We start from the raw sequence: 18,967 nt of genomic DNA on the forward strand, positions 1-18,967 counted from the left end.
CGGTGCCGGCGCCGAGGGATGCGGGGAAGGAGGATCGGGGCAGATGATGGCAGCCCGGGCGCCCCGCAGGATCCGGCCAGCACCCGGCCGGCCGGGCGGGAGCGGGCCGCCCCATGCTTTGCCACGAAGGCCGCGGAACGGGCGCGCCGCCCCGGAGCATATTCTGCGCGCTCATGGCTTCACCGCCGCGCGGCTGCCTTGCCAGTCCGCGCCCACCAGCGCCTCCAGCAGCTTGCGGTCCTCGCGCGCATTTTCCGTCTCGCTGGCGGGTGGCCGCGGCGCGTTCAGGGCGTCGCGCGCCGCCAGCCGCGCCCGCTCCCCGTCGCCCAGGCCGTGATAGGCGAAGGCCTGCGCGCGCAGGATGCGCGGCACCAGGTCCCGATCGGCTCTCACCCGCAGGCGGGCGCGCTCCAGCAGGGTCGAAAGGGTACGCACCGTGCCGTCGTCCGGCGCGTAATAGGCTTCCAGATTGGCGAGTCCCAGCCGGTCGGAGAGGACCTTCTCCTCGCCGTCCACCATGGCGTTGCTGCGCGCGAGCACGTGGGTCTCATAGGTCTTGCGGGCATCGTCCATGCGGCCGAGGGCGGCATAGAGGCCGGCAAGGTCACGGGCCGGCGCGGCCATCACCCAGCTGTCGCCCTTGCCGGCCGCCACGAGGTGCGCGATGGCGCCCTCGCCGAGACGCAGCGCCAGATCGGTCTCGCCGTCGTCGAAGGCGATGAAGGCGCGCTTCAGGTCGAGCCGCACCTGCGCGGAAAGGCCGATGGCTCCTCCCGCCTCGCGCAGCTTCTGCGCCTCGGCCACCAGCGCGCGGACGAGGCTGCTGTCGGTCTGGTCCAGGGCCATGTCCAGGAGTAGCTCGATACGCCGCGTCTCCTCGCCTGGCCGGGCGGCGACGATCTCATAGGCTTCCCGCGTGAGCCGTGCCGAAAGCGCAGGGTTCGTGGGCGCGACGATGCTGGAGCGCGCGGACAGCAGGTTCACCAGCGCTTCATCGCGCCCCTGCGGCGCGGCGCGGATCTCCCGGATCGCCTCGTCCGCCAGCGCATCGGCGCGGGCGCTGTCGCCCCACCAGACCTCCACGGCATTGACCCAGGCGCCACGCGCCACATCGTGCCGCGGGTCGCTCGCGGGCAGGCGCCGCGCCAGCCGCCCCATGAATTCCAGCGCCGCGGCGTAGCTCGGAAAGACGAAGTCCTCCACTCCGGCATATTCGACGGAAGTGAAGCGCTCGACGGTGTCGAACGCGGCGAGGTCGATGGTCGCGATCTGGCGCTCCACCTCCGCCCACTGGGCCGCGGCGAGGCGCGGCAGATGGCTCCCGGTGGCGATGCGGGCGCTCTCGATCCGCAGCAGCGCGGCGGAAAGGCGCCGCTGCAGCACCTTCGGATCGGCGGCGGACAGCGGCGCGCCAGCCTCGGCGAGGCCCGCCAGCAGCACCTTGCGCTGAAGCGCCATCATGCGGCGGGCAAGGTCCGGCGCACCCGCGCGGAGGGCACGCAGGGCGATATGGCCGCAGGTCTGCGCCAGTTCCGGGTCGTAGCTGGAGCCGTCGATGGCGATCCGGGCGGCGCGGGCGCCCAGCAGGGCCGCGGGCGTCACCTCGCCCATATAGGCGAGATAGTTGGCGATGAGCTCGGCGCTGGCGCGCAGCTGTGGGTCGCCGGCCTGCCGGTGCAGCAGGCGCACCACCAGCAGGTCGCGCGCCGCATCGTAGCGATCGGCGCGCAGCGAGGCGCGGGGCACGTCGGCGAGGAGACGGGCGAGGATCGCGTCTGCTAGAGCGCTGTCACCGCGCGCGACGGCAAGGTCTGCGTTCCGCCGGCAGGCCACCATCTGCTCTGCGGCCAGCCCGGCATGTCCCGTGCAGTCCTCTGGCCGCGCTGGCGGGAGGTCGCGCCGTGCCGCCGCGCCGCGCTCGGCCTCGGCGATGAGCAGGTCGAGCTTGCGCACGTCGTCGGCATCGATATGGCCCTTGCCCGCCAGATCCCCGGCCCGGCGCAGGAACATGAGGGCGAGCTCGGGCCGCTCGTCGCGCAGCAGGCGCTGGCCCATGAGCGCGGCGGCCTTCGCCTCCAATTCCTCCATGTCGGGGGACACAGACCCGGCCCGGCGCGCGCCCCTTGCGGCCGCCAGCACATGCGCCAGCGCATAGATCTGCTCGTCGCGGCCGCGATAGGCGTCAGCCAGGGTGAATTCCGCCAGCACCGTGTCCGGCGCATCCAGCGGCGCGACCAGATAGTTCAGGATCGCCGAATGGGCGTTGCCGTCGATCTCGATGGCGCGATCCTTCACCTCCTGGCCCGCGTATCCCATGAGGTCGTAGAACCGGATCAGCAGGGCCGGGTCGCCGGACTCCTCCAGAGGACTGCGCAGCGCCTCCAGCTGCGCCATGGCTTCGCCGGGCCTGTCCGCGCCCAGCAGCCGGTAGGCGGCGTCCAGCCGGCCGGCGAGATCGGCCCCCTCCGCCGCCTGCGGCGCCGGCTGTGGCGCGCCGGCGGGCGCCGCCGTCTGCGCCATGGCGGGCATGGCGAGGAGGAGGCCCGCGACCAGCGCCGGGGCGAGGCGCAGACGGTGGCTCATCGCCCCTCCCCCACCATGACGAAGGGCGCCCAGATGGCCGGATGCGCGAGGGTCGGGTCCGAGGCATCGGTGATCAGCGCCAGGGTGGCCCGGCGGAACGCTTCCGCCTTGGAAAGCGCGGGATCGGCCCTGAGGGCGGCGAGGGTGCCCGTGGTCAGCCGCGCTGCGGCGTCGTCCCGCACCGGCCAGTGGGACACCAGCAGCGTGCGCGCGCCGGCGTAGAAGAAGGCCCGCGCGAGGCCCGAGAGGCCGTCCGAGCCCGGGGTGCCGTCGCTGCCGGCGGTGTTGCAGGCGGACAGGATCACCCAGTCGGCGGCGAGATGGAGCCGCGCCGCCTCGGAGGCGGTGAGAAGGCCATCGTCGGCCCCCTCCGTCGTCGGCGGCGTGAAGACCAGCGCCGGCTCGGACAGGCCGGGAATATCTCCGGCCAGCAGGCCGTGGGTGGCGAAGGCGAGAACGCGATAACGGGAGAGGTCCGCTGCCAGCACCGCGCTCTTGGTGGCTGCGGGGCCCACCTGCACCGCGTCCGCCGGCGCGCCCAGCGCCTCGGCCAGCCGGCGGAGCTCGCCCTCGGTCTGCGGCAACGGCGAGAGGCCGCGCATCGTCTCCAGATCGATGCGCCCGCCGCGCAGCAGGGTGCCCGCCACGTCTGGTGCGGCGGAGGCGACCTTGGCCGGCGGGCCGCGCCCGCCCAGCAGCGGGGCGCCATAGCCGCGGAACGGCAGCGGCGCCGAGGCGGCCGGCGCGGCCCGCAGCGACCTGAGGCTCGACACGGACGGCAGGGTGACGATGCCCTGCCGCCGGATCAGCCACGCCGTGTCCCTGAGCGCGGCGGGGTCGGTATCCTCGCCCTGCGGCGCCTCGGTCACCAATAGCGCGAACGGCAGGGCATCGAACGGCCGCTCGGCGACGATGAAGACGCGGCGGCGCTGCGCCAGCAGAGGGTCGAGCGGCGCGAGGATCCGGCGGAACAGGTCATGGGCGCCGGCCCGGCTGAAGCCCGCTGGCCCGCTGGTGGCGATGTCGTCTCCCGTCACATCGCTGCCGCCGAAGTCGCGCAAAGCGGAGCGCATCACGGCGACGGCTGCGGGATCAAGGCCGGCGCGCAGCGCCTTCACCTGCGCCACCAGAGCATCCCGCGACACCGCCACGCGGTGCCAGTCGGCCTCCACGCGGGTCACCGCCCAGACGAAGGTCTCGCGGGTCCCGACGAACACCAGCACCAGCGCCTCGTCTTCCTCCAGCAGGGCCTGGGTCGCGGCAATTGAGACCGGCTGCGGCTGGGAAAGCTCGGCATAAGCGGGAAAGCGCGCGGCCATCTCGCGGTCGCTGTCGGCGATACGCGCCTGAAGCGCGTCAACCTCGGCGCGGCGCGCCTCCACATCCCTGTTCGCCCCGGCGCCGCCGCCCGCCATGCCCAGGGCCTTGACGAGCGCGCGGTCCGCCCCCTTCCAGGCGGCGACGAGGTCCTGCCGCTGGCGCACCAGCCGGGCAAGCTCGTCGGAGCCGGCCGAAAAGCGCACGCCGAGCTGCGCAAGGGCCATGCTGGCGGAGGTGAGCATGGCCTTCTGCGCTGCCTGGAAGGCTTCATCCCGCAGCTGCGCGGGTGACAGTTCCTGCGCCGCGAGCGGGCGGAGCAAGCCGAGCGCGCAGGCCCACAGCAGGATGAGGCGGAGCACGAGGCGCATCAGCGGCGCGCCTCCGGGGGCAGCAGGTCGAGGCTGAACTGGCGCACCACGACGGAGCCCGCCGCGCTGTCCTCCGCCTCGAAGGGATTGGCGGCACGCAGGCCGGGCGCGACCAGCGCGGCGCGGCCCAGCAGATCGAGAAAGCCCCGCTGGCCGGAGCCGCCGCGCAGGGCGCCCGCCGCCGCCACGTCCCGCTGGATCAGATGGCACAGGGACGGCGGGATGCCGCCCGCCCGCGGCAGCGCGAAGACGAGGATGCGATGCAGCCCGGTCTGCGATGGGCCGTCCTTGCCCCACGTCGTCAGCGTGGTGCGCACCACCAGGGGCCCGGAGGCGCGGGCCGGCAGGGTGACGATGCAGCCGTTCTGACGCCAGCCGCGCACCGGCACGTCGATGCCCGCCAAAGGATCGAGGAGGAAGATGCCGAGGTCCATGTCGCGCTCGGACCGGTTGGCGATGGTCAGGCGCGCCGTGTCGCAATGGGCGAGGGGCGCCGCCACCCCGCTGTCCACCGAGACGGGGGCCGAGGGGCGCGCGGCCGGCACGCAGCTGCGCCGCGGATCGGCAAGCTGGGCCGGGTCGGTCTCGCGGATCAGCTCGAGGCTGATCTCCACATCGCCCGATGCAGCGCCCGGGCCCATGTCCGCCACGCTGGCGAGACGCACCAGGTTGGCCGCGCGCGCGAACCCCCACACCGCGTTGCGCAGCCGGGCCGGCTCCGCGTCGGCGGGGATGGAGAAGCTGCGGCCATAGGCCTGCGGGTCCTGCACGAGGCGCCCGCCTGCCGGCACCAGCCAGAGCCGCCCGTCCACGAGATGGAGGTTAAGGTCCGCCGGCTGGCCCGACGCCACCAGCTCGACATTGATGGCCGGCGTCCCCTCTCTCGGCTCCAGGGCGCGGGCAACGGCCTGCGCCGCCTCGGGAGGTGCCACATTGGCCACCCGGAAGCGGAAGGCGACGCCGGGGCGCTCCATCTGCGCCCAAAGGCTTCCCCCGGGACCTGCGGCGCTGCCGGGCGGCAGATCGACCAGCGGCACCCGGCTTTCACCGGTGCCCGCGCCGGGCAGGCGGACCCTTCCAAGGGGTCGCGCATCGATGAGCGGACCATCGAACAGGGCGATTTCAGCGCCTTCGTCGAACCCCTGGAGCGCGCCCGCCTCGATCACCAGATCCTCGCCCTCGCGGCGGGTGGCGAAGCGCCGGATTCCGTTCGTCGTGGCGCCGGGCAGGCCGCGGTCGAGGTCGCCCTCGAACACCGGGAGGGGCGCATGGGCGAGCTGGGCCGCCGCCGCCATGTCGAGGGAGATCATGCGGGCGAGGTCGCGGAAGCTCGCCGCCCGCCCACTGTCCAAAGCGCGCAGCAGGTGCCAGCTGAACACGCCGAAGGTCGCCTGCGCCGCCCCGTCCGCGCCGGGCTTTGCGACGAGGCCCGCCGCCGGCGCCGGATAGGCGCGCTCGATGGCCGGGGTCCAGGAATCCACCGCGTAGAAGGCGACCAGCGCCCCCGTCTCTGCCGGCGCCTGCGCACCGGCACCCCGCAAAGTGCCACCGCGCTGCGGAGCGCGGGCGGGCAGGCGCGGCGGGCCGGGAATGGCGGCGCCCGCCGCCATCTGCGGCGTCCCCAGCGCAGCGGCATCGACCCCGCGCGTCACGTCCGCCGAGCGGGTCACTGTCCCGGCGTGGCAGGCATCCACCACGACGAAGACGGTGGTACCCTTCGCCCGGATGCGGTCGAGGGCGGCGCCCAGTTCGTTGTCGATGATGGCGTTGCGGATGGTGCGCGCGGCGGCATCGTAGAGGCCGGCATCCTTCGGCAGCAGCACCTGATCGCGCCCGCCGGCCTCGGGCAGGGCGCCGTCGGCGGGGGCGGCCTCCGGCTGGGTGGTGCCGTGGCCGGAAAAGTGAAACAGCACCATATCGCCAGGGCCAGCCCGCTCCGCGAGGCGGGCGAGCCCGTCCATGATGGCGGCGCGCGTCGGCGCGGCCTCCGGGCGCGGCACGTCCGACGCCTGCGGCAGCCCTTCCGCCAGCACGGTGATGTCGGCGGCGTCGAAGCCGTGGCGGGAGAGGTGGCGCCACAGCTGGATCACGTCATTGCGCGGCCCGGACAGGGCACGGATCTTCGGCTCGTCGTAATCGGCGACGCCCACCAGTAGCGCCAGATTGCGCGCCGCCGCCAACTGCGGAACAAGCAGCCCGAGCGCGAGCATGATCCCGGCCAACAGGCCGCCCGCGCGCCGGCGCGCCATCGGCCGCCGCTGCGAAGCGCAGCGAACCCTGCGCCGTCTCACTGGGCGCCTCGACGATGTGTCCGCCAACCCCCCATGCCCCGGCAGGGCCTCCCCCTGATCGTTGCTACTATAGGCTGTTGAAATATGGCCCGAAAATGACCCCCTCGCCCGGCGGCGGCGCGTCAGGCCCGGCAGGCGGTCAGTTTCCACAGGCCATCCGGCGGCACGAAGCGCCGCCCGTCGCGCTTCCAGGTCCAGAAGGCCTTGGACAGGCCGGGCAGCTGCATCAGCGGCGGCGCCTTGGGCGGTGCCTCGCCCCGCGGGTCCACCCGCTTCAGGTCATCGCCGAAATAATAAACCAGCGACGCGGGGGCCTTGTCCGCATCGCGCCCCTTGCCCTTGCCGCCCGGCGGCACCAGCATGAAGACATGGGCCGCGCTGAAGCCGGGCGGGTCGGCGATGCCGAACTCGGCGGAAAGGCCCTGGCGGTTTTCGGCGAGGCGCACCACCCAGGGCCGGTCGGCGGAGGTATCCGGCTTCAATGGATGGGTGATCTCCCACGAATTGATGACGCCTTCCGATGCGCTCCAGTCGTCGTCGGCGTCGAGCGGCGTGTAGACTGCCTTGTCGAGCGGGCAGTCCAGCGCCGCCGCCGCCGGCGTTGCGGCAAGCACGAGGATGGCGGCACAGGCGGTTCGGATCATGGTTCGACCTCGTTGACATCATGCGCGAGGTTAGCCGAGCCCGCAGGGGCGGCAAGGCGAGACACATACGGATGAGCGGAAACGTCATCGACGGCACGGGAGATCTGGCGGCGCTCCGAGTGGATCGCTACGCCGTGGACCGCCTGGCTTCGCGCGGACTGATCACGGCGGAGGCGCGCGATGACGCCCTCGCCCTGATCGAGCCGCCGCGGCGATGGGGCCTGTGGGCCGGGCGGCTGCTCGGCACGGCGGGCGCCGCGCTCGTGCTCTCCGGCATCATCTATTTCTTCGCCTTCAACTGGAACCGCATCCCGCCGTTGACCCGGCTGGGGGTCATCGCCGCGCTGATCGCCGCCGCCTGCCTCACGGTGGTGGTTCTCGGCTTCGGCCGGCGCGCGTCGGAAACGGCTGCCGCCGCCGCCGTGACGCTGGTGGGCGTGTTCCTGGCGGTGGCGGGCCAGATCTACCAAACCGGCGCGGACGCCTGGACCCTGTTCGCCGCCTGGGCCGGCCTCACCCTGGCCTGGGCCCTGCTGGCAGGATCGGCCGCCACATGGGCGGTCTGGATCGCCGTCGCCGCCGTCACCATCACCACCTGGTGGGACCAGACCCAGCCTGCGGATGCCGCCTTCCACAGCGGCCGCAACCTCAGCCTGATGGCTCTGTTCGGCATCGCGCTGCTCATCCGCGAGATGCTGGCGGCGCGCGGCGTCGCCTGGCCGGCGGCACGCTGGACGCGGTTCATCCTCGGCCTCCCGCTGCTGGCCGCAACGGTCCAGCTGGCGATCATCCTGCTGGAGGAGTTCGGCGGCTTCGGCCCGGCGGAGGGGATGGCGCTCGCCGTCATTCCCCTCTGCCTCGCGGCGATGGCGGTGGTCTACCGCCGCCCGATTCCCGACCTTGCCATGCTGGCGGCCGTGGTCCTCTCCGTCTGCGTCATCGCCGATTTCGCCCTGTTCCGGCTGCTGACCAACGGCAGCAGGAGGGCCGACATCGGCACTTATTTCCTCATGGGCGTCGCCACGCTCGCCCTGTTCGCCGCCGCCGTCGCCTGGCTCCGCGCCACGTCACGGAAGCTGGAGGCGCAGCCATGACGCGCCCCACCATCGACGCCGGAACGCTCCTCGCCGCCTGGACGGCCTCCGGCGCGCTGCCCCGGGGGGCGGAAGCGGCGGTGATCGCGGCCATCCGCGCCGACGCCGCCGAGGAGCGGCCGCCACTGCACCTGAAGATCCTCGCCGCCGTCGGCACCTTCCTCGCGACGGCGTTCTTCCTCGCCTTTCTCGTGGTCGCGAAGCTGATCTCCTTCGACAGCGGCAGTGGCCTCCTTTCCTGGGGGACCGCCTTCATCGCCGCCGGCATCGGCCTGTCGCTGGCGCGGCCGCGCGCCCCGGCGGGCATGGGCCGCGACGTCCTCGCGCAGACCGCCTTCACCGCCCTGGCGCTGGGCAAGGTGATGACCGTCGTCGGCATCATCATCCTGATGGGCGAGAACAAGCCGTGGGTGCCCACCATGGCCATCCTCGCCGTCACCATCCTCACCTATCCGGTGTCCGCCACCTCGCTGGACCGGGTGCTCTCGCCATATGCGGCAGGGGTGGCCGCGGTCATCGAGATCCTTGCGCGCCGCGGCTTTGCCGCCGACCCCAGCCTCGCCATCACGGTGCTCTTCGCCCTTGCGACGGGGATTGCCGGGCTTCTGCTCCTGTCCCATCGCGTGCCGCTGGCGCTGCGGCCCATCGGTACCGCCGCCCTCGCCCTCATGGGCACCATCGTCTGCATCATTGCCGCCGGCCTGGATGCCGGTGCGTGGGCGAACGACCGGTCGATGGACCCGCGCCCGATCGAGGCGGTGCTCACCGTGGCCCTCATCGGCGTGATCGGCTGGGCGGCGGGCGGGCTTGTGCAGCTGGCCCGGCCGCCGCTTCTCGCCGCGGCGGCGGGGGCCGTCCTCCTCGGCTTCGCCGGGGCGCCGGGCATCAGCTTCGCTTTGCTCGTGCTGATCGTCGGCCATGCGCTCCATGACGTGCCGCTGCGCGTGGCGGGCATCTTGGCCCTGCCCGTGTTCCTGGTGCTCTGGTACTACGGGCGGGACATGACCTTCCTGGAGAAGTCGGCCACGCTGGTGGGCAGCGGCCTGCTCCTGCTGGCCGGACAGGCGGTCATCGCCCGGGCTGGCTGGGACCGGGAGGAGACACCGTGAGCAACATGATGCGACGCGTGCTCTTCCTTGTGGCGGGCCTCGCCGTGCTGGCCGTGCTGGGCTGGAGCGTGCGCGACTTCGAGACCCTCCTGGCCTCGGGCGAGGTGGTGCTCCTGCAACTCGCCCCGGCGGACCCGCGCTCGCTGATGCAGGGCGACTACATGCGCCTCGCCTATGCGCTGGAGCGCGAGCGCATCGATCTTGATGCACCGGCTGGGGCCATCATCCTCGCTCTCGACGCCCGCCGCATCGGCAGCTTCCGGCGCAGTGTCGGCGCCCCGGGCCCGGGCGAGGTGGCCTTCAAGGTGGGTCGCAGCACGGCCGGCGACGGCGTCGTCATCGAGCCGCATTCCTTCCTGTTTCAGGAAGGCCACGCGGAGCTTTATGCGCGGGCCCGCTACGGCATCTTCCACGTGGACCGCAACGGTCGCCACCTGCTCATCGGCCTCGCCGACGCGGACGCCCGGAAGATCGAGCCGCGCTGAGGAGCGTGGCGGGAGCCCTGCCGTGACCTGTTGGCCGGGAGCGGCCTATTCCGCCTTCCCGAGAGACCCGCGCACACCGAGCGCCCGCACCGTCCAGACGATGCCGGCGAGGACCACGATGCCGGCCGCGCCCAGCAGCCACACAGGCGCGTCGAGCCAGGGCCGCAGCACGCCGCCCAGCGCCGCCGCCACCACGAGGGTCGTCGCCATCAGATAGACGATGGCCGCATTCCAGGTCTTCGCCCGCCCGGTCGCATCCGGCTCATCGTGGGGATCGAAATAGCGCGGGGCGACAAAGCCGAGATAGGCCAGTTGCTGGATCGCCGCGAGAATGAACAGGGCTGCGGCCACGTCCAGCAGCAGCACCAGCGTCAGCCCGCCCGCTCCGATCAGTACCGAACTTGCAGCGAGCCAGATCTCGCGGGCCCGCTCTGCCGGGTGCGGCGGGGTGCCCACGATGGCCGTATAGGTGGCATCGACCACCGTCGACATGGCCAGCGAGCGCACCACCAGCACGCCACTCAGCACATAGAACAGGCCGAGGGCGCGCAGGAGGCCTTCAAAAACGATGTTCACGGGTGTCCCCCCTCCCAAACGATCACAGGAGCACGGCGGAAAAGGCGGAGACCAGCCAGCCGCCTCCGGCCTTGGGCCGGAAGCACAGGCCCCATGCGGCGGGATCGCGCACGTCCGCCTCGCGCACCGCGCCGACGCGGCCCGAAGGCAGGCGCACGGCCCGCCATCCCTCCGGCAGGTCGTCCATCTCGCCCTGCAAATAGATCAGGCCCGGCTTCAGCGTGCCGATCACCGGCGCGGCCGGCGCCGCCGAGGCATGGACCGGGGTGGCGGCAGGCACATGGAGGCCGCGTGAGCCGTCGTCGATCCGCGCGCCCGCCCTGGCATCCCAGCGCAGGCCCCGATAGGTGCAGAAGGCCCCCTTCAGCAGCGGGTCCCGGCCCCATTCGGGCCGTTCCGTCGCCGCAGCGATGACCTCGAAGGCCTGCGCGGCCGCCCGTGACGTGGGCGCGGTTGCGGCAGCCGGCGGCACGTCACCCTCCAGGACGGCGCCGCCGATGGCCTCCAGCGCCGCGTCCGCATCGGGCCAGGGCCCTTTCGTTTCCACGTCGCGCCGCGCCGCGGGCGTGATGCCGGAGGTGATGACTGCTACCCGCTCGGAAAGCATGGCGGATACCGCCTGCGCATCCCGCCCACGGGCCGCCGCATGCAGCTGCTGGGCCGCGGCGACGAGGTCCGGCGGCGGGGTCACGCCCGCGCCCACCTCCGCCGCAACCGGCCGATTGGCCTGTCCGCCCTCCTGCGCCGCCGCACCGCCGGGGACACAGGCCGCGGCAGCCCAGACAACGCCCGAGGCAACGGCAAGGCCGAGCAGGTGCGGGCGGATCGGGAAGCAGCGCATGGGCTTGGGCTCGGAATGATGGGAGAACGAACCAGATCGCAACCGCCATGCCCAGGAAACTACCGTTCCGTCAAGTCGACGAACGCTCCTGACTTCGTCGGCCCGTCCGAGGCCGATGCGCGCGATCTCATCGACGCGATGACGGTTGAGCCCACCGATGTCCTGGTGGCGAGCGACCTGCTGTCCGGCAGCGTGCTGGCGGGAGAGGCGGCGGGGCTTCCGACCGCGATCCTCGCGACCAACGTCTCCATCTGCCCGCTGCCGGGGCAGCGCGCCTCAAAATTCTAGTAAGTGCTTGAAAAGAATGGCGCTCCCAAGGGGACTCGAACCCCTGTTTTCGCCGTGAGAGGGCGACGTCCTAGACCGCTAGACGATGGGAGCATCTCGCGAGAGGCGGCCTCTATAGCGGTGAACGCGGGGGACTTCAAGCCTCCTTCGTCTTGCTTCTGTGCCCGAAGATGGCGCTGCCCACACGAATGTGCGTCGCCCCCTGGCGGATGGCGGCGGCGAAGTCGGCGCTCATGCCCATGGAAAGGCCCTTGAGGTCGTTGCGCGCGGCGATCTTGGCGAGCAGGGCGAAATGCGGATCCGGCACGTCGGCGGCGGGGGGGATGCACATGAGGCCCGCCACCGCGAGGCCGTAGCGGTCCCGGCATTCGGCGATGAAGGCATCGGCCGCCTCGGGCAGGACGCCGGCCTTCTGCGGCTCGGCCCCCGTGTTCACCTGCACGAACAGCTGCAGCGTGCGCCCGGCGCGGGCCATTTCCTCCGCCAAGGCGGCGGCGATCCTGGGCCGGTCCACCGTGTGGATGGCGTCGAAGAGGGCCACCGCCTCGCGCGCCTTGTTGGACTGCAGCGGGCCGATGAGATGCAGCTCCACTTCCGGATGGGCGGCGCGCAGGGCGGGCCACTTGTCGCGGCTCTCCTGCACCCGGTTCTCGCCGAATACCCGCTGCCCGGCCTCGATCACCGGCGCGATGTCGTCGGCGGGAAAGGTCTTGGAGACCGCGACGAGGGTGACCTCGCCCGGCGCCCGGCCGCAGTCGCGGCAGGCGGTGGCGATGGCGGAGCGGACCTCGTGAAGCCCTTCGACGCTGCTCATGGGTGGGTGCTGCTCCCTTGCGGAACCCGTCGCGGGCCCGGACGACAATATGGCGCGAGGAGATGAACCCATCTCCCCAAGTGATCAAGAAGCGTTTACTAAGGTGAAGCGTAAGCGTGTGGCGTACAGGACGGCGACGTCCCGGGGGAGCGGGCCGAGCGATGGTCGAAGGGAGTAGCCTCGAAGCGCCATCCGTGGAGGTGCCGCGGCGCTCCAGTCTTCGCCTGCGCATCCTGTTCCTGATCTTCATCGTCGCCCTGCCCCTGTCTGCCGAGCGGATGCTGGCGCTGCTCTCCGACCGGCGCGAGCTGATCGTCGGCGTCGAGGACGACGTGCGCGACCTGACGCGCAGGGCGACCCTCGCGCAATCGGAAGGGGTGACGCGGGCGCGCACCGTGCTCGACGTGGTCTCGCGCAATGCGGCCCATCTGCTTCAGGAGCCCGCCGCCTGCGTGCGCTTCGTGACGCGTCTCGTGAACGAGGTGGCGGGCATCCAGGGCATCTTCATCGCGTCGCCGGAAGGCGATGTGCGCTGCGCCCACGTGGCCCTGGCCATGGGCGTCGACCTGTCGGACCGGCCCTATTTCCAGGAGGCGATGCGGTCCGAGGATATCTACATGACGGACATGCTCGTTTCCCGCGTGAGCGGGCGGAATTCCGTCTTTCTCCTGCGGGCGGAGCGGGGCGCGGGCGGGGAGCCGGTTGCGCTGGTGGGGGTGGTGCTGGACCTCCAGTGGCTCTCGCGCATCGCCGCCGGCAGCGCGGTGGAATCCGGCGTGGTGGTGGAGGTGGTGGGCGAGGGCGGCACGGTGCTGGTGCGCTATCCGGCCCTCTCCGAGGTGGTGGAGCACCGTTTCCCGGATCATCCGCTCACCCGTGCCGTGCTGGCCGCCGACGAGGGGGTGGTCACTTTGCCGGGGTTTGACGGGAAATCGCGCGTCCATGCCTTCAGCCGCTTCCCCGGCCTCGGCCTGAGGGTGGTGGTGGGCTCCGACACGGATCGGGTGCTCGCTCCCATCGACCGGAAGATATTGACCACGGCGGCGGCGCATTTCGTGGCCCTCGCCTGCTTCCTGCTCCTGTCCTGGGTCGCGGCCGAGCAGATGGTGATCGCGCCCATCGCGCGGCTCACCCGCGCGGTCTCCGCCGTGGGGCGGGGCGAGACGCAGCGGGTGAAGGATATCGGCGTGCGCGAGTTCACCCCGCTGGTCCGCGCGGTGGACGACATGGCGCAGCGCCTCTCGCAGCGTAATTCAGAGCTGCGGACCATCAACGGGCGCCTCGCATCGTTGGCGCGCACGGATGGGCTTACCGGCCTTGCCAACCGTCGCACGTTCGACGTGCAATTCTCCCAGGACTGGGTGCGCGCCCGCACCGAGGGCATCCCGCTGACGCTGGTGATGCTGGACGTGGACCACTTCAAGGCGTTCAACGACACCTTCGGCCACATGGCCGGGGACGAGGCGCTGCGATCGGTGGCGCGGATCCTTGCGGCGGCGACGGCGGGGACCTCCCATCTCGTCGCCCGCTACGGCGGCGAGGAGTTCATCGTGCTCATCATCGGCGGCGATGCCCGTGCGGGCATCGCCTTTGCGGAGGACGTGCGCCGGCTGCTGGTCGACCTCGCCATCTCCCATCCCGGCGCGCCGCGCCGCCGCCTCACCGCGAGCTTCGGCATCGCCTCGACGGTGCCCACGCCGGAAGGTAACCCGGACGCCCTGGTGGCCGCTTCCGACGCCGCTTTGTACGAGGCCAAGCGCACCGGCCGCGACCGGGTAGTCGTCCAGGTCAACGGCACACACGAGGAGCGAAGCCACCCGGGCTGAGCCCGGGCGGACGGGGAACATGGTCCTACGCAGGGCGCGCCCGGATTCCGGTGCCTCAGGGCGCGAGGCGCCGAATGCCGCGCAGGGCGAGCCCCGCGTCGGCGATGCGGGCGAGCGCGCCGGCGCGCGGCTCCCGTGCCACGGCCATGTGGAAGGCATTGGCGTGGAGGAGGGTCTCCGCATCCTCGGCGATGGCCACGTGGCCGGGCCAGAAGAGGAGGTCGCCGCGCTTCACCGGGGCGTCGACGGGCACCGCCTCGCCCAGCCCATGTTCCTGCATGTCGCTGTCGCGCGGAGCGGGAATGCCGGTCGCGGCAAGCGCCGACTGCACCAGGCCCGAGCAATCGATGCCGAGGCTGGAGCGCCCGCCCCAAAGGTAGGGCACGCCCAGGAAGCGGGCCGCCACCTCCACGAAATCCGCCTCCTGCGCCTCCAGCGCGGCGAGGTGCACCGCCGGCAGGAAGCCGTCCGAGGTCACGGCGAAAGCGCCGCGCAATTCCCGCACCGCCACCTGGCTGCCGATGACCAGCGCATCGCGCGGCGGCAGCTTGATGTCCGGGCCGGGGAACAGGAAGGTGCGCAGGGCCGCCACCTTGTGGCTCGGTGCCATGCCGGGGGAGCCGAGCGCCTCGGCGGGCATGTAGCCCACGTAGCCGTCCTTCCTCAGCTGCACCCAGCTCCAGCCTTCGGCATCGGTATCGAAGACCTCCACGGCCTCGCCGAACAGGGCCTCGGTCTCCAGGGGGGCGTCGCCGGCGGGGCGCCGCTTCAGCGGCGCGACGGGCACGACCACGCGCCGCTCCTCCCCCGCCACGAAGCGCTGGGCGGCGACGAGGCCTTCCAGGTGCTTGGCGGCAAGGTCCGGGCGGGCGGGGGTGAGGCGGGGATCGAGCTTCAAGGTGTCCTGCATAGGGCGCCTCAGCCGTAGCGCTCGGCGAGCAGGGCATCGAGGGCGCGGATGGTCTGGGCCTCCCCGCCTTCGGGCCGCCCCGGGCGCGCGCTCGGGTTCCAGGCGAAGATGTCGAGGTGCAGCCACGCCTTCGCCGCGCTCACGAACTTCTCCAGGAACAGGGCCGCCGTGATGGCCCCGGCGAAGGCGCCGGAGGAGACGTTGTTGGTGTCGGCGATCTTGGACTCAAGCATGCCCGCATAAGGCGCCCACAGGGGCAGGCGCCACAGGGGATCCGCCTCAGCCATGGCGTGGCGGGAGAGATCGGCGGCGAGCGCCTCGTCATGGGTGAAGGCGGGCGGCAGCTGCGGGCCAAGCGCGACGCGGGCGGCACCGGTGAGGGTGGCGAAATCCACGATCAGCTCGGGCGCTTCCTCGTCGGCAAGCGCCAGGGCGTCGGCGAGCACGAGGCGGCCCTCCGCGTCGGTGTTGCCGATCTCCACCGAGAGGCCCTTGCGGCTCTTCAGCACGTCGCCGGGCCGGAAGGCGGCGCCGGAGACGGAATTCTCCACCGCCGGGATCAGCACGCGCAGGTTCACCTTCGCGCCGCGGGCGAGCAGGAGGTGGGCAAGGCCAAGGGCGTTGGCCGACCCGCCCATGTCCTTCTTCATCAGCAGCATGGCGGCGGAGGGCTTGAGGTCGAGCCCGCCGGTGTCGAAGCACACGCCCTTGCCCACAAGCGTCACCTTGGGATGGGCGGGGTCGCCGGCGCGGATCTCGATGAGGCGCGGGGCATTGGGCGAGGCCCGGCCCACCGCATGGATCAGCGGGAAATTCTGCGCCAGCAAAGCGTCGCCCACGATGGAGCGGAACTGTGCCCCGTGCCGGGCCGCGAGGGCGCGGGCGGCGTCTTCCAGCTCGGCGGGGCCGAGGTCGTTGGTGGGGGTGTTCACGAGGTCGCGGGTGAGCGTCACCGCCTCCACCGCGCGGGTGACGTCGGCGGCGTCCACCCCCGCAGGCAGCACCAGCCGCACGACGCGGGCGGGCGACTTCTTGTAGCGGGCAAAGCGATAGGTGCCGAGGGCGAAGGCGAGGGTGGCGAGCCGCGGTTCGGCGATCTCGCCTTCCAGCGTCCAGTCGCCCGCCGGCAGGAGGCCCGGCAGGGCGCCGGCGGCGAAGGCGTCCGCCTTTGCCCCGGCCGCGACGCCGAACAGGGCACCGGCGATGCCGCCGTCGGCTGCGGGCACGAGCAGCAGCTTGCCGGCCTCGCCGGTAAAGCCGGCCGCGGTGGCGAAGCGGCGCGCGGCGTTGGGTAGAGCGGCCGTTGCGAAGCCGTCGCGGGAGACGCACCACACGGGCCAGGCGGACGAGGACGACGGGATGAGGCAATCGGGCAGGGAAATGGCGGACACGGGGACAACGGGCATGGGACAACTCCTCGGCGCCGGCCCCGGGGATGGCTCCCGTATGGGGGAGGGGCGGCACCGCAAGCATTCGCGACCCCGGCGGGACCGGAGCCGCTTGGAACAAAACTTTGCCGGATCCCTGTCTACAGCATCGGCGCGGTTTGATCACGTGGCGGCGGGCGCGGAGCCAGGGCCACTCACGCGAACGCGCTTCAGGGCGACGGTGTCAGCCGCCGTGGAGGAGGCTGGAGAAGGGCAGGAGCATCAGGCCCGCGCCGGCGAGCGCCACGCCATAGGGCAGGCTGTGCTTGCAGGCGAGGAGGCCGAGGCCGTCGTTCAATCCGCTGCGTTCCGCGCGGGCGGCGAGGGTGAGGAAGGCGCCGATGGCGCCGCTCGCGGCGATGAACAGGGGCACCTGCAGGGGATCGAGCCACAGCATGAGCACGCCGGCGAGCTTGGCGTCACCGGCCCCGATCACGTTTTCCGCGAACAGGGAGAAGCCGAGCCCGGTGACCGCCGCCGCCACCAGGAGGCGCAGGGAGAGGTCCGGCAACGGCATGAGGAAGGACAGGGCCACGAAGCCGACGAGGATGGAACCCACGACAAGGTTGGGAATCTTGCGGAAGGCGAGATCGGTGCCGATCGCGGCGCACAGGGCGGTCGGGTAGAGCCCGAGGAGGATGAGGTCCGAAGCCTGCATGTGCGCCATTTCCTTCGACCCGGCGTCAGTGGCCGGCCGCCGCGGTCGCCGACTGGAGGCGCGCGAAGGTCGAGGCGATCTGCACCAGCACCGTGACGATGGCGATGGACAGGCCTGCCGCGATGAGGCCGTACTCGAGGGCGGTCGAGCCGTCCTCTTCCTTGATGAAGCGCGAGAAGAGAAGCTTCATGAGCTTGGGTTCCGGTGGCGTTCGCTCCTCCGGCCTGCATGTGGGCCGGAATGGGCCGACGCTATGGGGCGCCCCTTGCGGGGAAGTAAAAAACGGCCGCATCGTGGCGCGCGGCATCGCCCTGGCTGCGTTGAAGGTTAATGCTCTCCTCCCGCGACCGTGACCGCACGGCCTTTGACCGGGAGCGGCGTTGCCGCCACATTCGGCCGCAGAGGCCTCAACCTGTCGAGGCTTGCCTGTCATGAGCCTTGCCCGATGAGCTTTTCCCCCACGCCCGATCCCGTCCCCGGAGATGCCGCGAGCTGCGATGCGGTGGAAACCGTGATCATTCCCCGTGCCCACGACATCGGCGGCATGGAGGTGGCCCGCGTGCTGCCCTCACTGGAGGGGCAGATGATCGGTCCCTTCATCTTCTTCGATCGCATGGGCCCCGTGCGCTTCACCGCGCACCAGGCGCAGGACGTGCGGCCGCATCCGCACATCGGCCTCGCCACCGTTACCTATCTGTTCGAAGGCAGCATGATCCATCGCGACAGCCTCGGCAGCCAGCGGGTGATCGAGCCGGGCGCGGTGAACCTGATGACCGCCGGCCGCGGCATCGTCCATTCGGAGCGCCACGACCTCACCGTGAAGGAGCGAGGGGGCGCCCTTTTCGGCATCCAGAGCTGGATCGCCTTGCCGAAGGCCAACGAGGAGGACGCGCCCGCCTTCCTCCACGCGGGTTCGGAAGAGTTGCCCCTCGTGGTCGATGGCGGGGTGACGGCGCGGGTGGTGCTGGGGGAAGCCTATGGCGCCTCTTCCCCCGTGAAGCTCGCCTCGCCCGCCACCTATGCGGAGATCCTCCTCGCCGCCGGCGCCTGGGTGCCGGTGGACCCCACCCATGAGGACCGGGCGCTGTTCACGCTGGAAGGCGAGGTTGAGGTGGATGGCACGATCTTCCCGCCTGGCCAGATGCTGGTGCTGCGCCGTGGCGTTGCCACCAGCGCCCGGGCGGTGACGCCGGCGCGCCTGATGCTGGTGGGCGGCGCGCCGCTGGAAGGTCCGCGCTATATCTGGTGGAATTTCGTCTCCTCCGACCTCGACCGGCTGGAGAGTGCCAAGCAGGCGTGGCGGGACGGGCGGTTCGACCTCATCCCCTCGGATCACGACGAATTCATTCCCTTGCCCGAGGACGGCCGGGGCCGTCCTCGCCCGCAGATGCCGCGGGCCTGACGCTCACGGCGTCACGGGATCGGGCAGTTGTCGGCCTCGTCGTCCTCCGGGTGGTGGGGCTGGGAGATGGCCGGCGGATCGCTGGCGGGAAAGCTCTCGTCGAGCGCCTCGTCGAGGGTGCGGGACGCCTGGATCTTGTGGTCGCAGGCGGCGGCGCGCGCCGTTTCGTCCTTCTTTTCCTTCGGCGTGTGCAGCGGGGCATCCTCCCCGAGGATGGCGGGCGGATCGCTGGCGGGAAAGCTCTCCTCCAGCGCCTCGTCCAGCCGGGCATCGGCTTTGCGGTTCTCGGCCTCCGCTGCCGGGTTCGGTCGGCCCATCGAAGCCTCCTTCA

18 protein-coding genes and 1 tRNA gene are annotated in these 18,967 nt (G+C 71.9%); 6 read left to right on the forward strand and 13 right to left on the reverse strand.

Annotated features, from left to right (window positions below):
- Positions 1-171 precede the first annotated feature (171 nt).
- From V5F59_RS24215 to V5F59_RS24230, 4 genes are all read right to left on the reverse strand, one after another.
- On the reverse strand, positions 172-2,583 hold the full coding sequence (locus V5F59_RS24215; protein ID WP_393978934.1) for a hypothetical protein: 2,412 nt from the start codon (positions 2,581-2,583) through the stop codon (positions 172-174).
- Positions 2,580-4,271: a CHAT domain-containing protein gene (locus tag V5F59_RS24220; protein WP_393978936.1), complete on the reverse strand. Its 1,692-nt coding sequence runs from the start codon at positions 4,269-4,271 to the stop codon at positions 2,580-2,582. Before V5F59_RS24220 ends, V5F59_RS24215 begins: the two co-directional genes overlap by 4 nt.
- Positions 4,271-6,481, reverse strand: a complete 2,211-nt coding sequence (locus tag V5F59_RS24225) for a caspase family protein (RefSeq protein WP_393978938.1) — start codon at positions 6,479-6,481, stop codon at positions 4,271-4,273. The genes V5F59_RS24220 and V5F59_RS24225 overlap by 1 nt, the downstream gene beginning before the upstream one ends.
- A gap of 203 nt (positions 6,482-6,684) precedes the next feature.
- Positions 6,685-7,206, reverse strand: a complete 522-nt coding sequence (locus V5F59_RS24230; RefSeq protein ID WP_393978940.1) for a hypothetical protein — start codon at positions 7,204-7,206, stop codon at positions 6,685-6,687.
- Positions 7,207-7,277: 71 nt separating this feature from the next.
- Between V5F59_RS24230 and V5F59_RS24235 the strand changes: the two genes are divergently transcribed.
- Genes V5F59_RS24235 through V5F59_RS24245 form a run of 3 tightly spaced genes read left to right on the forward strand, consistent with a single transcriptional unit; the run spans position 7,278 to position 9,894 of the window.
- Positions 7,278-8,300 (forward strand): DUF2157 domain-containing protein, encoded by a 1,023-nt coding sequence (locus V5F59_RS24235; protein WP_393978942.1) that lies wholly within the window; start codon positions 7,278-7,280, stop codon positions 8,298-8,300.
- Positions 8,297-9,409 carry a DUF4401 domain-containing protein gene (locus tag V5F59_RS24240; RefSeq protein ID WP_393978944.1) on the forward strand — a complete coding sequence of 371 codons (1,113 nt, stop codon included), beginning with the start codon at positions 8,297-8,299 and terminating at the stop codon, positions 9,407-9,409. Before V5F59_RS24235 ends, V5F59_RS24240 begins: the two co-directional genes overlap by 4 nt.
- Positions 9,410-9,414: 5 nt before the next feature.
- Positions 9,415-9,894, forward strand: a complete 480-nt coding sequence (locus V5F59_RS24245) for a GDYXXLXY domain-containing protein (RefSeq protein WP_393979749.1) — start codon at positions 9,415-9,417, stop codon at positions 9,892-9,894.
- Between the two features lie 45 nt (positions 9,895-9,939).
- On the opposite strand, the gene V5F59_RS24250 is transcribed toward V5F59_RS24245, so the two are convergent.
- Positions 9,940-10,470 carry a hypothetical protein gene (locus V5F59_RS24250; protein WP_393978946.1) on the reverse strand — a complete coding sequence of 177 codons (531 nt, stop codon included), beginning with the start codon at positions 10,468-10,470 and terminating at the stop codon, positions 9,940-9,942.
- A gap of 22 nt (positions 10,471-10,492) precedes the next feature.
- On the reverse strand, positions 10,493-11,311 hold the full coding sequence (locus tag V5F59_RS24255) for a hypothetical protein (protein ID WP_393978948.1): 819 nt from the start codon (positions 11,309-11,311) through the stop codon (positions 10,493-10,495).
- A 138-nt stretch (positions 11,312-11,449) separates the two neighbouring features.
- On the opposite strand from V5F59_RS24255, the gene V5F59_RS24260 reads away from it, so the two are divergent.
- The gene (locus tag V5F59_RS24260; protein ID WP_393978950.1) at positions 11,450-11,599 is read left to right on the forward strand and encodes a hypothetical protein; all 150 of its coding nucleotides are present in this window, start codon (positions 11,450-11,452) and stop codon (positions 11,597-11,599) included.
- A gap of 17 nt (positions 11,600-11,616) precedes the next feature.
- On the opposite strand, the gene V5F59_RS24265 is transcribed toward V5F59_RS24260, so the two are convergent.
- A tRNA-Glu gene (locus V5F59_RS24265) sits at positions 11,617-11,692 on the reverse strand.
- Positions 11,693-11,735: 43 nt separating this feature from the next.
- Positions 11,736-12,413, reverse strand: a complete 678-nt coding sequence (locus tag V5F59_RS24270; RefSeq protein WP_393978952.1) for a YggS family pyridoxal phosphate-dependent enzyme — start codon at positions 12,411-12,413, stop codon at positions 11,736-11,738.
- A 161-nt stretch (positions 12,414-12,574) separates the two neighbouring features.
- Here V5F59_RS24270 and V5F59_RS24275 point away from each other — a divergent pair, with 161 nt between their 5' ends.
- The gene (locus V5F59_RS24275) at positions 12,575-14,239 is read left to right on the forward strand and encodes a sensor domain-containing diguanylate cyclase (RefSeq protein WP_393978954.1); all 1,665 of its coding nucleotides are present in this window, start codon (positions 12,575-12,577) and stop codon (positions 14,237-14,239) included.
- Between the two features lie 55 nt (positions 14,240-14,294).
- On the opposite strand, the gene V5F59_RS24280 is transcribed toward V5F59_RS24275, so the two are convergent.
- The 4 genes from V5F59_RS24280 to V5F59_RS24295 form a co-directional block, all read right to left on the reverse strand.
- On the reverse strand, positions 14,295-15,149 hold the full coding sequence (locus V5F59_RS24280) for a C40 family peptidase (RefSeq protein WP_393978956.1): 855 nt from the start codon (positions 15,147-15,149) through the stop codon (positions 14,295-14,297).
- Between the two features lie 8 nt (positions 15,150-15,157).
- Positions 15,158-16,555 carry a leucyl aminopeptidase family protein gene (locus tag V5F59_RS24285; RefSeq protein ID WP_393978958.1) on the reverse strand — a complete coding sequence of 466 codons (1,398 nt, stop codon included), beginning with the start codon at positions 16,553-16,555 and terminating at the stop codon, positions 15,158-15,160.
- A gap of 205 nt (positions 16,556-16,760) precedes the next feature.
- Positions 16,761-17,234, reverse strand: a complete 474-nt coding sequence (locus V5F59_RS24290; RefSeq protein WP_393978960.1) for an A24 family peptidase — start codon at positions 17,232-17,234, stop codon at positions 16,761-16,763.
- A gap of 25 nt (positions 17,235-17,259) precedes the next feature.
- Complete coding sequence (locus tag V5F59_RS24295) at positions 17,260-17,424, reverse strand: Flp family type IVb pilin (RefSeq protein WP_393978962.1); 165 nt, start codon at positions 17,422-17,424, stop codon at positions 17,260-17,262.
- A gap of 255 nt (positions 17,425-17,679) precedes the next feature.
- Between V5F59_RS24295 and V5F59_RS24300 the strand changes: the two genes are divergently transcribed.
- Positions 17,680-18,636, forward strand: a complete 957-nt coding sequence (locus V5F59_RS24300; RefSeq protein ID WP_393978964.1) for a pirin family protein — start codon at positions 17,680-17,682, stop codon at positions 18,634-18,636.
- 11 nt (positions 18,637-18,647) lie between these two features.
- Here the strand turns inward: V5F59_RS24300 and V5F59_RS24305 are convergent, their stop codons facing one another.
- A complete protein-coding gene (locus V5F59_RS24305; protein ID WP_393978966.1) occupies positions 18,648-18,953 on the reverse strand; it encodes a hypothetical protein in 306 nt (101 codons plus the stop codon).
- Positions 18,954-18,967 lie beyond the last annotated feature (14 nt).

It is taken from the genome of Xanthobacter nonsaccharivorans (assembly GCF_043194755.2).
In the GTDB taxonomy this organism is placed as follows: Bacteria; Pseudomonadota; Alphaproteobacteria; order Rhizobiales; family Xanthobacteraceae; genus Xanthobacter; species Xanthobacter autotrophicus_G.